The sequence below is a fragment of the Bacillus cereus group sp. MYBK245-2 genome (assembly GCF_051916145.1).
GTDB lineage: Bacteria > Bacillota > Bacilli > Bacillales > Bacillaceae_G > Bacillus_A > Bacillus_A pacificus.
Window position 1 is genome coordinate 352,218 of the sequence record NZ_JBQAGB010000001.1, and the last position, 14,565, is coordinate 366,782.

The following is a 14,565-nucleotide window of genomic DNA, read 5'->3' on the forward strand; positions in this document are numbered from 1 at the left end:
ATTTGCTATTATAAATTGAAACGTACTACAAAGAAAGATTTCTCCCTTCTTCTTTTACAAAATACGTTTACAAAGAAAGAGAAGGTACCTCGTTACGAGGTACCTCTTCTTATTTTAAAATATTAGCAATATATGTTTGAAGCTCTTCTACTTTCACTTCTTCAGACTCACCTGTAGCACGTACTTTCACTTCTACAATACCTTCGTCTGCTTTTTTACCAACTGTCACGCGAACTGGAAGGCCGAATAAATCAGCATCAGCAAATTTAACGCCTGCACGTTCTGCACGATCATCTAGTAATACTTCATATCCTTGCTCTTGTAATGAGTTATAGATGTTTTCACCCATTTCACGTTGTGCATCAGATTTCATATTTACTGGAATTACATGCACATGGAACGGCGCCACAGCTTTTGGCCAAACTAAACCGTTCTCATCATTAAACTGCTCTGCAATTGCTGCCACTGTACGAGACACACCAATGCCGTAACAACCCATAATAAGTGGTTGTGTTTTTCCGTTTTCATCTAGGAATGTTGCGTTCATTGCTTCACTATAACGAGTTCCTAATTTAAATACATGACCAACTTCAATTCCGCGTGCGAAAAGAATTGTTCCGTTTCCGTCTGGAGATTGGTCTCCTTCTTGAATGAATCGTAAATCCGTATATTGACTTACTTTAAAGTCACGTTCTGGATTTACATTTACATAATGGAACCCTTCTTCGTTCGCTCCTGAACATCCGTTGACAATTGATGCTACAGCGTGATCAGCAATAATTTCGATATCACCTGTTACACCAATTGGACCTAATGAACCAACTTCACAATTTAATAATTCTTTTACTTCTTCATGAGAGGCAAGCTCAACAACGGAAGCACCGTATACATTTTTCACTTTTACATCGTTTACTTCATGATCACCACGAACAAGTACAACTACTAATTTCTCATCTACTTTAAATACCATAGACTTAATGCACTTTTCAGCTTCGATGTTTAAGAAGGCAGATACTTCTTCAATTGCTTTTTGGTCTGGTGTCGCTACTTTTTCAAGCGCTTTTTCTGCTTCGTCACTCTTCGTATACGTAGCTACAACAGGAGCCATTTCGATGTTCGCTGCATAATCAGATGTATCAGAGTATGCAATTGTATCTTCACCAACATCAGATAATACCATAAATTCATGTGTATCTTTTCCGCCCATTGCCCCTGAATCAGCAATAACCGCACGGAAATTCAAGCCACAACGAGCGAAAATGTTAGAGTATGCTTTGTATAAGCGATCGTACACTTCATCTAAGCTCTCTTGTGTAGCATGGAAAGAGTATGCATCTTTCATTAGAAACTCTCTTCCACGTAATAAACCGAAACGAGGTCTTTGTTCATCACGGAATTTTGTTTGAATTTGATATAATGTTAACGGTAATTTTTTATATGATTTCACTTCATCACGTACAAGATCCGTAATTACTTCTTCATGTGTCGCTCCTAATGCAAATTCACGAGCGTTACGATCTTTCATACGCATTAATTCAGATCCGTAAGAATACCAACGACCTGACTCTTGCCATAATTCTGCAGCTTGCATCGCTGGCATTAATAATTCTACAGCACCTGCGCGCTCCATTTCTTCTCGAACGATTCGTTCTACTTTGTGTAGCACTTTTAATCCAAATGGTAAAAAGCTATAAATACCAGAAGCATTTTGACGCATAAAACCTGCACGAAGTAATAACTGATGACTCTTAATTTCAGCATCAGCTGGAACTTCACGTAATGTAGGACTAAATACCATACTTTGTTTCATTTATTCGCACCTCTTCATTTTACTCTTATACGCAGGAAAACCCCTCACCTCGAGTTAGGTGAGGGATTTTATTCTACGAGCTCTATTTCATTATAAGTTTCACTTTATTTTACAAGAAAAACTTACGAATGTCATTCCAAGTTACTACTAACATAAGTAACATTAATAATGCAAAACCAATAAAGTGAACCATTCCTTCTTTTTGACGGTCAATTGGTTTCCCGCGTAACGCTTCAATTAAGAAGAAGAACAAACGTCCACCGTCTAAAGCAGGAACTGGTAGTAGGTTAAATAAACCAAGGTTAATACTTAAAACGGCTGCTAAACTTAATACACGCGTAAATCCATAATCTACAACTTGATCTGTTAGATTATAAATTCCTACTGGACCTGACAACTCATTAATAGAGAATTGGCCGGTTACTAATTTCACAAGAGACTCAAAAATTAGTTTCGTCCATTGGTATGTTTGTTCAAAACCTGATTTAATAGAACCCATCACTGTTTTTTCTACAGGAGAGTAAACACCGATTCTACCAACTTCTTCTTTACCTTCTTTATCAAGCGTTGGCGTTACTTTCACATTAAACTGTTCACTATCACGCTTTACTTGTAACGTAATTTCTTTATTCGGATTTTCACGTACAATGGTAACAACATCTTTCCATGTACTTGTGTTTTTCCCATCAATAGCTTGAATTGTATCATTTTCTTTTAATCCAGCTTGCTCTGCCGCACTATTCTCCATCACTTTTCCGACCATTGGTTTGTCAACAGGAACACCTTGTACAAATCCAAGAATCACAAAAATAACAAACGCTAAAATGAAGTTCATTGCAGGACCCGCAAAGATCGTTAAAGCACGTTGACCTAATTTCTTAGAGCCAAACTGTCTATTATACGGAGCAATTTGAATTTCTTCACCGGCAGTAATAATACGAGCCTTTTCATTCACTCGGAATGTTTGAAGCTCTTCCTCGTACTCTTCATAACCCGAAATTGTTAAATTATGCTCTAAATCAGCTTGTTCCACTTCAATCACGCGAACATTTGGATACTTTTCATATCCATCAAAAACTAATTTTACAACTTCGTCTTTTTCGTTTAATACAAGGCCAACCTTTTTCCCAGGCTTTAACTCAACTGTATCTGCATCCTCGCCAGCCATTCTTACATAGCCACCAAGGGGCAATAATCGAATCGTATACACCGTTTCATTCTTTTCAAATGAGAATATTTTCGGACCAAAACCAATCGCAAACTCACGGCATAAAATACCTGCTCTTTTTGCGAAATATAGATGCCCTAGCTCATGGAAAAATACGAGTGCACCGAAAATTAATATAAAGGCAATCGCTGTATTCAATTCCATACCACCTTTGCTAAATTTGTTCCATCACAAACCGTCTTGTGGTTGCATCAATTTCCAGAATTTCCTCTAAGCTCGGACGTGCAATGACATTGTGATGGTTCATTGCTTTTTCAATGAGGTCTTCCACTGTTAAGAAACCAATTCTCTTTTGTAAAAAAGCTTCAACAGCTACTTCATTCGCTGCATTCATTACAGCCGGCATACTTCCACCTGTTTTTCCAGCTTCATACGCAAAGCGCAAGCAACGGAAACGTTCTTGGTTCATTTTCTCAAAATGCAATGTACCCATTTCCCATAAATTTAACTGCTTTGTGTCTGAAAGAGGCAATCGATCAGGATATGTAAGTGCGTATTGAATTGGTACTCGCATATCAGGTGAGCCAAGCTGTGCCATCACACTACGATCTTCAAATTCAACCATAGAATGAATAATACTTTCTTTATGTAAAACAACATCGATTTGCTCGTAAGGGATACCAAAAAGCCAATGTGCTTCAATTACTTCTAGCCCCTTATTCATCATTGTAGCAGAATCAATTGTAATTTTCGAACCCATTGACCAGTTTGGATGTCGAAGCGCATCTTCTACGGTCACATGATGCAATTCATCTCTCGTTTTATCACGGAAACTTCCACCAGAAGCCGTTATAATTAGTCGAGAAATTCTTTTTTCATTTTCACCATTCAAGCATTGAAAAATAGCTGAATGTTCACTGTCTACTGGAAGTAACGAAACATTATGTTTTCGCGCTGCTTCCATTACAAGATGCCCTGCAGTTACTAACGTTTCTTTGTTTGCAATTCCAATTGTTTTTTTCGCCTCAATTGCACGAAGTGTTGGTAACAACCCTACGCTACCTACAACAGCATTTACTACGATCTCCGCATCTGGATGTAATGCTACTTCTAAAAGTCCTTCACTACCATATACAATTTTTGTATTACCAGAGACAGCTTGTAATTTTAAAACATCTTCCTCTCTTTGCACAGAGACAATTTGCGGAGAAAATTCTTGAATGACTTTTACTGCGTAGTCAATATTTTTCCCTACAGAAAAAGCAACGAGACGGAATTGGTCTGGGTGCGAGCGTAATACATCTAAAGTTTGTGTACCAATTGATCCGCTTGCACCTAATAAACTAATGTTTTTCATGACTCCAACCCCTCGTTCATTTATTAATTGTATTGTAATAAGAAGTAGAGAATTGGTAAAACGAATAACCAACTATCTGTTCGATCTAATATACCACCATGTCCAGGTAAAATTGTACCTGAATCTTTTACGCCATAATGACGTTTAAATGCAGATTGTACTAAATCACCAATTTGTCCAAAAATAGAAATGATAATTGTCAGCACAATTAAAATTACTACATTCGATTCCACTGGGAAAAACATGTTGTAAACAAGCGCTACAATAATTCCACAAACGATGCCGCCTAATGAACCTTCAATCGTTTTATTTGGACTAATTTCTGGCCATAACTTTCTTTTTCCTAATGCTTTTCCTACAAAATATGCGCCTGAATCAGTAGCCCATATAACAAATAATGCGCAAAACACATATTTAATTCCTAAAATTCTCGTTTCATTCAAATATAAGAATCCCATTGCAACATATGTTGTTGCCATTAGTAAAAATGAAGCATTGTCAAAAGTAAATGTATTCTTAGAAAGGACTGTATATGATAAAAGTAATAGAACAATCACAAATGTGATTTCTAATTTACCTAATCCAATCCAAGTAAACAGTTCTGATGCACTACTTGGAACTAAAATAATCCATAATAATACTGCAGCTAAAACTGTTGGTACTGAAATAAGCGTAAGCTTATTCATACGAATTAATTCATATAAACCTATAGAAGCAAGTGCATACACTAAAACCGTAAAAGGCACGCCACCGTAAATTACGATGGGAATGAATAGCGCGGCAGCAACCACTCCAGTAATAATTCTCTGTTTCACTACCAAACCCTCTCTTTCTACACGCCTCCGAATCTGCGCCCTCTATGCTGAAAGTCTGTAATCGCATTTAGCAAATGTTCCTCGGTAAAATCTGGCCAATACACATCTGTAAACCAAAATTCCGAATATGCAATTTGCCATAACATGAAATTACTAATACGTAGCTCTCCGCTCGTACGGATTAACAACTCTGGGTCAGGTAAAGAACTCGTCATTAAGTAGGAAGAAAGCATTTCTTCGCTTACATCTTCAACACGAACTTTTCCTTCCTCACGATCTTTCATCATATGTTGCACAGCAGAAACGATTTCATCTCGACTTCCATAGTTTAACGCGAAATTCAGAATTAATCCCGTATTCTCTTTCGTCTCTTCCATGGCCTTCTCCATCGCTCTGCGTGTATGCGTAGGAAGACGATCTTGTTGCCCTATTACACGGACTTGTACGTTCTCTTCAATCAATTCTGGTAAAAATGTACCTAAAAATTCTTCTGGAAGCTTCATTAAATAATCAACTTCCTTTTTCGGTCTTTTCCAGTTCTCAGTTGAAAAAGCATAAAGAGTTAATACTTTCACATTAAGTTTGCTTGCAAATTTTGTGATTTTCTTTACAACTTGCATGCCTTCATGATGTCCCGCAATACGAGGCATCGCTCTCCTCTTTGCCCACCTTCCATTACCATCCATAATGATGGCAATATGTTCTGGGATGTATCCTTTTTTCACTTCTTCAACGAGATGATCAAACGATGTGTCCTTTTTACCTTTAAAAAAAGGAAAGTTTTTAAACATCATTCATACCCTCCAACAAGCAGACGTATGCCTAAAAGTGTAAAAAGACCCCCTTAAGAAGAGGGTCATATTTGCGAAAGTATCGCTATTACACTTCCATGATTTCTTTTTCTTTGTTTTTTGCGATTTCGTCAACTTTTGCAATATATTTATCTGTTTCTTTTTGGATATCTTCAGTATATCCTCTTAAATCGTCTTCTGTAATCTCGCCAGCTTTTTCAAGCTTCTTAAGATCATCGTTACCGTCACGACGTACGTTACGAACAGCAACTTTTGCTTCTTCAGCATATTTTTTCACAACTTTTACAAGATCACGACGACGCTCTTCTGTTAATGCAGGGAATGCAATACGAATTACAGTTCCATCATTAGAAGGGTTTAAGCCTAAATCTGCTTTTAAAATTGCTTTTTCGATATCACCGATAGAAGTTTTATCATACGGTTGAATTACAAGTAAACGTGCTTCTGGAACTGTAATGTTCGCTAATTGCACAACTGGTGTTGGTGCACCATAGTAATCAACTTGTACTTTATCTAATACAGACGCGTTTGCACGACCAGCGCGAACTGTTGCTAATTCGCGTGAATAAGCAGCAACCGCTTTTTCCATTTTTTCATTTGCAGACTTCAATACTTGTTGTCCCATATTTATTTCCCCCTTACAACTGTTCCGATATTTTCGCCTAACACGGCACGTTTAATATTCCCTTTTTCCATAACTGAGAATACAATTAATGGAATATCATTATCCATACATAGAGAAGAAGCTGTAGAATCCATTACACCTAAACCTTCTTTTAATACATCTAAGTAAGTAAGTGTTTCGTATTTCGTAGCTGTTGGGTCAATAGATGGATCTGCATTATATACGCCATCCACATTGTTTTTCGCCATTAAAATTACGTCAGCTTCAATTTCCGCCGCACGTAATGCTGCCGTTGTATCTGTAGAGAAGTATGGGTTACCAGTACCTGCCGCGAAGATAACAACACGTTTTTTCTCTAAGTGACGAACTGCTTTACGACGAATGTAAGGCTCTGCCACTTGACGCATTTCAATTGAAGTTTGTACGCGAGTTTGAATTCCGATGTTCTCCAAGCTATCTTGAAGAGCTAATGAATTCATAACTGTCGCTAACATGCCCATGTAATCCGCTCCTGCACGATCCATGCCCATCTCACTTCCAATTTTCCCACGCCAAATGTTACCGCCGCCAACAACAACAGCAACCTCTACATCTAGTTCTGCAATTTCTTTCACTTGTTCCGCAACTGACTTAATAACAGCTGGGTTGATTCCAAATCCTTGCTCGCCAGCTAAAGCTTCTCCACTCAGCTTTAAAACGACACGATTATATTTCGGTTTACTCATAATGAACCTCCAATTGCTTACATCTTTATTTTAAAAAAGGGAACACAATGTGTTCCCTAATCTGTATTAGTTACTACCTTTTACTTGGTTCATTACTTCTTCAGCAAAGTTGTCTTCGCGTTTTTCGATACCTTCACCAACAGCGTAGCGAACGAATCCTTTTAATGTTGCGCCTTTAGACTCAACGAATTGACGAACTTTCATATCAGGGTTTTTAACGAATGCTTGGTCAAGTAAGCAAATCTCTTCGAAGAATTTGCCTAGACGGCCTTCAACCATTTTTGCAACGATTTTTTCAGGCTTGCCTTCGTTTAATGCTTGTTGTGTTAATACTTGACGCTCATGCTCAACTTCTTCAGCTGTTACAGCATCACGATCGATGTATTTAGGGTTAACTGCAGCGATGTGCATTGCTACGTCTTTAGCAGCCGCTTCATCAGTAGAACCTTCAAGAACTGTTAGAACACCAATGCGTCCACCCATGTGTAGGTAAGCACCGAATGCATCTGCATCAGTTTTTGATACGATTTCGAAACGACGAAGTGTAAGCTTTTCACCAATTTTAGCGATTGCTTCGTTGATGTGCTCTTCAACTTTTTTACCGTTTTCCATTGTTTGAGCCATAGCTTCTTCAACGTTAGCAGGTTTCTTAGCTAATAAGTGAGCAGCTAATTCTTTAATTAATGTTTGGAAACCTTCGTTTTTCGCAACGAAATCAGTTTCAGAGTTTAATTCTAAGATTAAACCGTCGTTACCGTTTGTTTCGATGAAAGTTAAACCTTCAGCAGCGATGCGGTCTGCTTTTTTAGCAGCTTTCGCGATACCTTTTTCACGTAAGAAGTCAATTGCCTTCTCCATGTCGCCGTTAGTTTCTGTTAAAGCTTTTTTGCAGTCCATCATACCTGCGCCAGTTTTTTCACGTAATTCTTTTACCATTTGTGCAGTGATTGCCATACTTTTCATCCTCCTAAAATATGTATTTATACCTTTTATAAAGGTGTTTATACCTTAAAAAAGGTGATAAAAGGCCGAACCCCTTATCACCTTTCCAACTTTGTTACGCAGTAACAGTTTCTTCACCTTGTTTTGCTTCAAGGATCGCGTCTGCCATTTTAGATGTAAGAAGTTTTACAGCACGAATTGCATCATCGTTCGCTGGGATAACGTGATCGATTTCGTCTGGATCACAGTTTGTATCAACGATACCGATGATTGGAATGTGTAATTTGCGTGCTTCAGCAACTGCAATACGCTCTTTACGAGGGTCTACTACGAATAATGCACTTGGAAGACCTTTCATATCTTTAATACCGCCTAAGAATTTCTCAAGACGCTCTAACTCTTTTTTAAGTTGAACAACTTCTTTCTTAGGTAGTACTTCGAAAGTACCATCTTCTTGCATTCTTTCGATGTCTTTAAGACGCTTGATACGCTTTTGGATTGTTTGGAAGTTAGTTAAAGTTCCACCTAACCAACGTTGGTTAACGAAGTACATACCAGCACGAGTTGCTTCTTCTTTAATAGCTTCTTGTGCTTGTTTTTTAGTACCTACGAATAAGATGTCTCCGCCTTCAGCAGCGATGTCACGCATAACTTTGAAAGCTTCCTCAACTTTTTTCACAGTTTTTTGTAAGTCGATGATGTAGATACCGTTACGCTCTGTGAAAATGTAACGCTTCATTTTTGGGTTCCAACGACGAGTTTGATGTCCGAAATGAACACCAGCTTCAAGCAATTGCTTCATAGAAATTACTGACATAATATAGTTCCTCCTAAATGGTTTTTGATATCCTCCGTTTACTTCATCTCTAAGCGAAACTACAAACGTAGCACCAACACTTAAATCAGTAAACGTGTGTACTTTGTACTGACACCACTGCTTACTATATCATACTGAAATATTACAATCAAGTCGAAAATGCGAACAATGTAAAACTTTCTTTGTTCATACTCGAATTCTAGTATTACCAACCTGCATTTCTTTTAAGCAAAAAGTGAAATGCAATTCATGGCTTTTCAAAAAAATGCGATTATGACGCTATGTACGAACAACATCAATCTGTTATACAAAAAAACTCTCCTCAAAAAATGAGAAGAGTTTTATAAATTAGTTTGTTTTTAATTTAGCAAGTTCATGTAAGAATTTGTCGTTTAATACTTTAATGTATGTTCCTTTCATACCTAAAGAACGTGACTCAATTACACCAGCACTTTCTAATTTACGAAGTGCATTTACGATTACCGAACGAGTGATTCCTACACGGTCAGCAATTTTACTTGCAACAAGTAAACCTTCTGTTCCGTTTAATTCTTCGAAGATGTGCTCGATTGCTTCTAACTCACTGTAAGATAATGAGCTGATCGCCATTTGAACAACAGCTTTGCTACGCGCTTCTTCTTCAATTTCTTCTGCTTTTTCACGTAAAATTTCCATACCTACAACAGTTGAGCTGTACTCAGCAAGAATTAAATCATCATCTAAGAACTCTTGACCAAGACGAGCTAAAACTAATGTACCTAGACGCTCACCGCCACCAACGATCGGTACGATTGTAGTTAAGCCTTGACCAAATAATTCTTTATTTTCTACTGGGAATGCTGTGTAAGCACTGTTTACATCTAAGTTTGAAGATGTTTCTGTAATGTTGAATAAGCTTTGTGTATACTCTTCTGGGAATTGACGCTCTGCAAGCATTTGTTTCATACGCTCATTCTCGATTTGTTGGTGAATTGCATAACCTAGTAATTTACCACGACGGCTTACTACGAATACGTTCGCTTCGATTACTTCACACATTGTGTCAGACATTTCTCTAAAGTTTACAGGCTTTCCTGCTGCGCTCTGTAATAACGCATTTAATTTTCTTGTTTTTGCTAATAATTCCATTTCAAAAGTTCCTCCTACATGTTACTCACATATTTTTTCATCACTTGGAAACTAGGGCGAGTCACCTGATGACACTATTACAAAATAAACTGGCTCACATCTTTATTTTTAGCAATCGTTGCTAATTTTTCCTCAACGTATTGAGGCGTTATCGTTATTTTCTCTAACGTAATTTCAGATGCTTCAAACGATAAATCTTCAAGGAGCTTCTCCATAATCGTATGAAGTCTTCTTGCTCCAATATTATCTGTATCCTGATTAACTTGATAAGCAATCTCAGCAATCTTACGAATAGCTTCGTCTGAAAATTCAATTTCTATACCTTCAGTCGCTAATAAAGCAATATATTGTTTAATTAACGCATTGTCAGGCTCGATTAATATTTTAACAAAATCATCCGTCGATAATTTTGTTAATTCTACTCGAATCGGAAATCTCCCTTGTAATTCCGGAATCAAATCTGACGGTTTAGACATATGAAACGCTCCAGCTGCAACGAATAAAATATAATCCGTTTTTACTGATCCGTATTTTGTCGCAACATTTGATCCTTCTACAATTGGTAAAATGTCACGTTGCACACCTTCACGTGATACATCTACACTATTCGACTGCTTACCAGCAATTTTGTCAATTTCATCGATAAAAATAATCCCGAGCTGTTCAGCACGATAAACAGCCTCTTGTGTAACTTCATCCATATCAATTAAGCGCTGTGCTTCCTCATTTGTCAAGACTTTTCTTGCTTCTTTTACAGAAAGTTTACGTTTTTTTGTTTTTTTCGGCATAAAACTTCCTAATGCATCTTGGAAATTCATCCCCATTTGTTCCATGCCAGTTCCTTGCAGCATATCGAACATGGAAGACTGTTGTTCAGTCACTTCAATCGATACAATTTCATCTTCAAGAAGTCCTGCAGCAAGCTTTCTTTCCACATCTTGACGTTTCTTTTCGATTTCAACATCTTCCTGTGAATCTGTTGTTTGATTCGAATTTTGAGCGCCACCAAATAGCATTTCTAATGGGTTTTTAAATCCAGATTGCTTCTCCGGACTCGGTACTAAAATTTCAACAAGACGTTGGTTCGCTTGTTCTTCTGCTTTGTCTTGTACTTTTACTACCATTTCTTCTTTCACAATGCGAACTGACGTTTCCACAAGGTCACGTACCATCGATTCTACATCTCTACCTACATATCCAACTTCTGTAAATTTCGTAGCTTCAACCTTAATAAAAGGTGCTCCAACGAGTTTCGCCATTCGTCGTGCTACCTCTGTTTTACCAACACCTGTCGGTCCAATCATTAAAATATTTTTAGGTGCAATTTCATCACGTAGATTTTCAGCTAATTTACTTCGGCGGTATCGATTTCTTAAAGCTACAGCAACCGCTTTCTTCGCATCTTTTTGACCGATAATGTATTGATCTAATTTTTCCACAATTTGACGCGGAGTAAAATGTAAATGCATATAAAATGCCTCCCTTACGATTCTACAATTCTTCCACAATTATATTGTGGTTTGTATACACACAAATATCGCCTGCAATGTCTAAACTCGCTTTCGCAATTTGCTTCGCTGTTAAATGTTCACTTGCATATTGTTTTAAAGCACGACCTGCTGAAAGCGCATAATTTCCGCCAGATCCAATTGCTAAAATACCATCATCCGGTTCAATCACTTCTCCCGTACCTGAAACAAGGAGCATAGTTGTTTTATCCATGACAATGAGCATCGCTTCTAGCTGACGTAACATTTTGTCACCGCGCCATTGCTTCGCCATCTCAACAGCAGCACGCTGCAAGTTTCCATTATACTCTTCTAATTTCCCTTCAAACATTTCAAAAAGAGTAAATGCATCAGCAACTGAACCTGCAAAACCAGCTAAAACTTTCCCTTGAAAAAGTTTACGAACCTTACGAGCTGTATGTTTCATTACAACAGCATTTCCCATTGTCACCTGGCCATCTCCAGCCATTGCACATTCTCCATTATGATGAACTGCAAATATCGTTGTAGCGTGGAAATTTCCCATAGAAAAAACTCCTTTATATGTTTTTATAGCTTTAAAAGCAATTTATGCCCGTGGGTGATGCTTCATGTAGACAGAACGCAATCTTTCTTTAGAGACATGCGTATAAATTTGTGTCGTAGACAAATTTTCATGACCGAGTAGCTCCTGTACAGTACGTAAATCTGCCCCTTCATCTAACATATGTGTAGCAAATGTATGCCTTAACATATGAGGACTTATACGCATTGTCAGTGAAGCTTTCTTAATGAGTTCATTTAATACATAGCGTACTCCTCGACTTGTCAGCGGCGTGCCTTTCGCATTTAAAAATACCATATGAGATTGTTCTTCAGTTTTCTTGGCTAACTGTTTTCTCCCGTTCTCTATATAAGTAATTAAAGCATCTTGTGCATAGCTCCCGAACGGAATATACCTTTGTTTTTTTCCTTTTCCCATTACTAAAATTGTCCCCACCGCAAAGTCAATATCGGTAAGTTGTAAATTGACACATTCACTCACACGGATCCCGGTCGCATACATCAACTCTAATAAAGCTTGATTCCTTTGACCTAACGGGGTTTCCGTATCAGAAACTTCAAATAATTCCTCTAATTCTTCAGCATATAAAAACTTTGGGATTGACAATTCTTTTTTGGGGAGTGACGCAAGTGCAAACGGATTATCCTTCCGATAACCTTCACGCATCAAAAAACGATATAAACTTCGTAAGCTTGATACTTTTCTTGCGACAGATTTACGGGCTAACTTTTCATCGTGCAACGTCGTTAAGTACAAACGAACATCCGCGTATGTAATATCTAAAAAAGAGGATATGCCTTCTCGCTCCATAAATTGCACAAAATGTTCTAAATCATTTTGATAACTTGCAATTGTATATTTTGAATAATTTCTTTCAATTTGTAAATATCCAACGAATAATTGTAACAATTTCTTCACATTCACACAATTCACCTCAATAAAGGCTACTAAATCGTATCACAACTTAGTAGCCTTTGCAAGAAATTTAACTAAATATTTACAAAATTTCGAATCGTTTCTAAAGCGCGTGTTGCATAGGCTTCATTACGTTCTGCTTTCTTTTTAATTTTCTTCTCTAACGGTGCAAACAGACCGAAGTTTGCATTCATCGGTTGGAAGTTTTTTGCATTTGTCGCAGTAATATAATTCGCCATACTTCCCATCGCAGTTACTGGTGGTAATACAACCGGCTCTTCACCTTTTACAAGTCGAGCAGCGTTGATACCTGCTAGCAATCCTGAAGCCGCTGATTCAACATATCCCTCCACTCCAGTCATTTGACCAGCGAAGAATAAATCATCACGTTGTTTATATTGGTATGTTGGACGAAGCAAGTTAGGTGAATTAATAAACGTATTACGATGCATTACACCATAACGTACAATCTCTGCGTTTTCCAGTCCTGGAATCAACTGTAACACTTCTTTTTGCGGTCCCCATTTTAAATGCGTTTGGAAACCTACGATATTGTATAACGTTCCCGCTGCATCATCTTGGCGTAACTGAACAACAGCATATGGCGTTTTCCCTGTTTTCGGATCTTCTAATCCAACAGGTTTCATCGGTCCAAATACTAGTGTTTGTCTTCCTCTACTTGCCATAACTTCTACTGGCATACAACCTTCAAAGAAAATTTCTTTTTCAAATTCTTTTAAAGGTACTGTTTCAGCAGCGATTAAAGCCTCGTAAAAACGGTCGAATTCCTCTTCCGTCATTGGACAGTTTAAATATGCCGCTTCACCTTTATCGTAACGAGATTTTAAATACACTTTATTCATATCAATGCTGTCTTTCTCAACAATCGGTGCTGCTGCATCATAGAAATAAAAGTAGTCTTCACCCGTTAATTCTTTTAATTGCGCAGAAAGATCAGGCGACGTAAGTGGACCTGTCGCGATAACAGTAGGACCTTCTGGAATTTCAGTAATTTCTTCATTCACCACAGTTACGTTCGGATGATTTTTCACATATTCCGTTACTTTTGCCGCAAATTCATGACGATCTACCGCTAAAGCCCCTCCTGCTGGTACAGAACACTCATCAGCTGCACGAATAATAACAGAATCCATTAAACGCATTTCTTCTTTAATAACACCAACAGCATTTGTTAATGTGTTTGCGCGAAGCGAGTTACTACATACTAATTCTGCAAATTTATCTGTGTGATGAGCTGGCGTTTGCCTTACCGGTCTCATTTCGTATAATCTTACTTGGACACCACGTTTTGCAATTTGGTAAGCTGCTTCACTTCCTGCAAGACCTGCGCCAATGACGTTTACTACTTGTGTTGTCATATATTTATCACCTTTCCTTT

General features: G+C 37.8%; 14 protein-coding genes. All 14 read right to left on the reverse strand.

All coding sequences use genetic code 11. From position 1 onward, the window contains the following. Positions 1–109: 109 nt before the first annotated feature. Positions 110–1,810, reverse strand: a complete 1,701-nt coding sequence (locus tag ACTFRN_RS01740; protein WP_000814305.1) for a proline--tRNA ligase — start codon at positions 1,808–1,810, stop codon at positions 110–112. Positions 1,811–1,919: 109 nt separating this feature from the next. Then, positions 1,920–3,176, reverse strand: a complete 1,257-nt coding sequence (gene rseP / locus ACTFRN_RS01745) for an RIP metalloprotease RseP (protein WP_001090246.1) — start codon at positions 3,174–3,176, stop codon at positions 1,920–1,922. A 16-nt stretch (positions 3,177–3,192) separates the two neighbouring features. Beyond that, entirely contained in the window at positions 3,193–4,335 is a 1,143-nt protein-coding gene (gene dxr, locus ACTFRN_RS01750; RefSeq protein WP_000790363.1) for a 1-deoxy-D-xylulose-5-phosphate reductoisomerase, read from the reverse strand. Between the two features lie 23 nt (positions 4,336–4,358). Then, on the reverse strand, positions 4,359–5,150 hold the full coding sequence (gene cdsA, locus ACTFRN_RS01755) for a phosphatidate cytidylyltransferase (protein WP_000813586.1): 792 nt from the start codon (positions 5,148–5,150) through the stop codon (positions 4,359–4,361). A gap of 17 nt (positions 5,151–5,167) precedes the next feature. Continuing rightward, entirely contained in the window at positions 5,168–5,944 is a 777-nt protein-coding gene (uppS, locus tag ACTFRN_RS01760) for an isoprenyl transferase (protein ID WP_000971300.1), read from the reverse strand. Positions 5,945–6,029: 85 nt separating this feature from the next. Continuing rightward, positions 6,030–6,587: a ribosome recycling factor gene (frr, locus tag ACTFRN_RS01765; protein ID WP_000531500.1), complete on the reverse strand. Its 558-nt coding sequence runs from the start codon at positions 6,585–6,587 to the stop codon at positions 6,030–6,032. Positions 6,588–6,589: 2 nt separating this feature from the next. Next, positions 6,590–7,312 (reverse strand): UMP kinase, encoded by a 723-nt coding sequence (gene pyrH / locus ACTFRN_RS01770; RefSeq protein ID WP_000042663.1) that lies wholly within the window; start codon positions 7,310–7,312, stop codon positions 6,590–6,592. A gap of 66 nt (positions 7,313–7,378) precedes the next feature. Continuing rightward, on the reverse strand, positions 7,379–8,266 hold the full coding sequence (gene tsf / locus ACTFRN_RS01775) for a translation elongation factor Ts (protein ID WP_001018580.1): 888 nt from the start codon (positions 8,264–8,266) through the stop codon (positions 7,379–7,381). A 103-nt stretch (positions 8,267–8,369) separates the two neighbouring features. Next, positions 8,370–9,071: a 30S ribosomal protein S2 gene (gene rpsB, locus ACTFRN_RS01780; RefSeq protein WP_000111483.1), complete on the reverse strand. Its 702-nt coding sequence runs from the start codon at positions 9,069–9,071 to the stop codon at positions 8,370–8,372. A 348-nt stretch (positions 9,072–9,419) separates the two neighbouring features. Further along, positions 9,420–10,199 (reverse strand): GTP-sensing pleiotropic transcriptional regulator CodY, encoded by a 780-nt coding sequence (gene codY / locus ACTFRN_RS01785; RefSeq protein ID WP_000421288.1) that lies wholly within the window; start codon positions 10,197–10,199, stop codon positions 9,420–9,422. A gap of 77 nt (positions 10,200–10,276) precedes the next feature. Then, positions 10,277–11,668: an ATP-dependent protease ATPase subunit HslU gene (hslU, locus tag ACTFRN_RS01790; RefSeq protein ID WP_000550081.1), complete on the reverse strand. Its 1,392-nt coding sequence runs from the start codon at positions 11,666–11,668 to the stop codon at positions 10,277–10,279. Positions 11,669–11,690: 22 nt separating this feature from the next. After that, positions 11,691–12,233 carry an ATP-dependent protease proteolytic subunit HslV gene (gene hslV / locus ACTFRN_RS01795; RefSeq protein ID WP_000526271.1) on the reverse strand — a complete coding sequence of 181 codons (543 nt, stop codon included), beginning with the start codon at positions 12,231–12,233 and terminating at the stop codon, positions 11,691–11,693. A 42-nt stretch (positions 12,234–12,275) separates the two neighbouring features. Beyond that, the gene (gene xerC, locus ACTFRN_RS01800; protein WP_001101228.1) at positions 12,276–13,175 is read right to left on the reverse strand and encodes a tyrosine recombinase XerC; all 900 of its coding nucleotides are present in this window, start codon (positions 13,173–13,175) and stop codon (positions 12,276–12,278) included. Between the two features lie 65 nt (positions 13,176–13,240). Next, positions 13,241–14,545 (reverse strand): FADH(2)-oxidizing methylenetetrahydrofolate--tRNA-(uracil(54)-C(5))-methyltransferase TrmFO, encoded by a 1,305-nt coding sequence (gene trmFO / locus ACTFRN_RS01805; protein WP_002028254.1) that lies wholly within the window; start codon positions 14,543–14,545, stop codon positions 13,241–13,243. Positions 14,546–14,565 lie beyond the last annotated feature (20 nt).

Bases quoted from the DNA above. Each gene is read 5' to 3' on its own strand.
- frr (WP_000531500.1), bottom strand. From the start codon at position 6,587: ATGGGACAACAAGTATTGAAGTCTGCAAATGAAAAAATGGAAAAAGCG.
- hslV (WP_000526271.1), bottom strand. From the start codon at position 12,233: ATGGGAAATTTCCACGCTACAACGATATTTGCAGTTCATCATAATGGA.
- hslU (WP_000550081.1), bottom strand. From the start codon at position 11,668: ATGCATTTACATTTTACTCCGCGTCAAATTGTGGAAAAATTAGATCAA.
- uppS (WP_000971300.1), bottom strand. From the start codon at position 5,944: ATGATGTTTAAAAACTTTCCTTTTTTTAAAGGTAAAAAGGACACATCG.
- codY (WP_000421288.1), bottom strand. From the start codon at position 10,199: ATGGAATTATTAGCAAAAACAAGAAAATTAAATGCGTTATTACAGAGC.
- ACTFRN_RS01740 (WP_000814305.1), bottom strand. From the start codon at position 1,810: ATGAAACAAAGTATGGTATTTAGTCCTACATTACGTGAAGTTCCAGCT.
- dxr (WP_000790363.1), bottom strand. From the start codon at position 4,335: ATGAAAAACATTAGTTTATTAGGTGCAAGCGGATCAATTGGTACACAA.
- pyrH (WP_000042663.1), bottom strand. From the start codon at position 7,312: ATGAGTAAACCGAAATATAATCGTGTCGTTTTAAAGCTGAGTGGAGAA.
- tsf (WP_001018580.1), bottom strand. From the start codon at position 8,266: ATGGCAATCACTGCACAAATGGTAAAAGAATTACGTGAAAAAACTGGC.
- trmFO (WP_002028254.1), bottom strand. From the start codon at position 14,545: ATGACAACACAAGTAGTAAACGTCATTGGCGCAGGTCTTGCAGGAAGT.
- rpsB (WP_000111483.1), bottom strand. From the start codon at position 9,071: ATGTCAGTAATTTCTATGAAGCAATTGCTTGAAGCTGGTGTTCATTTC.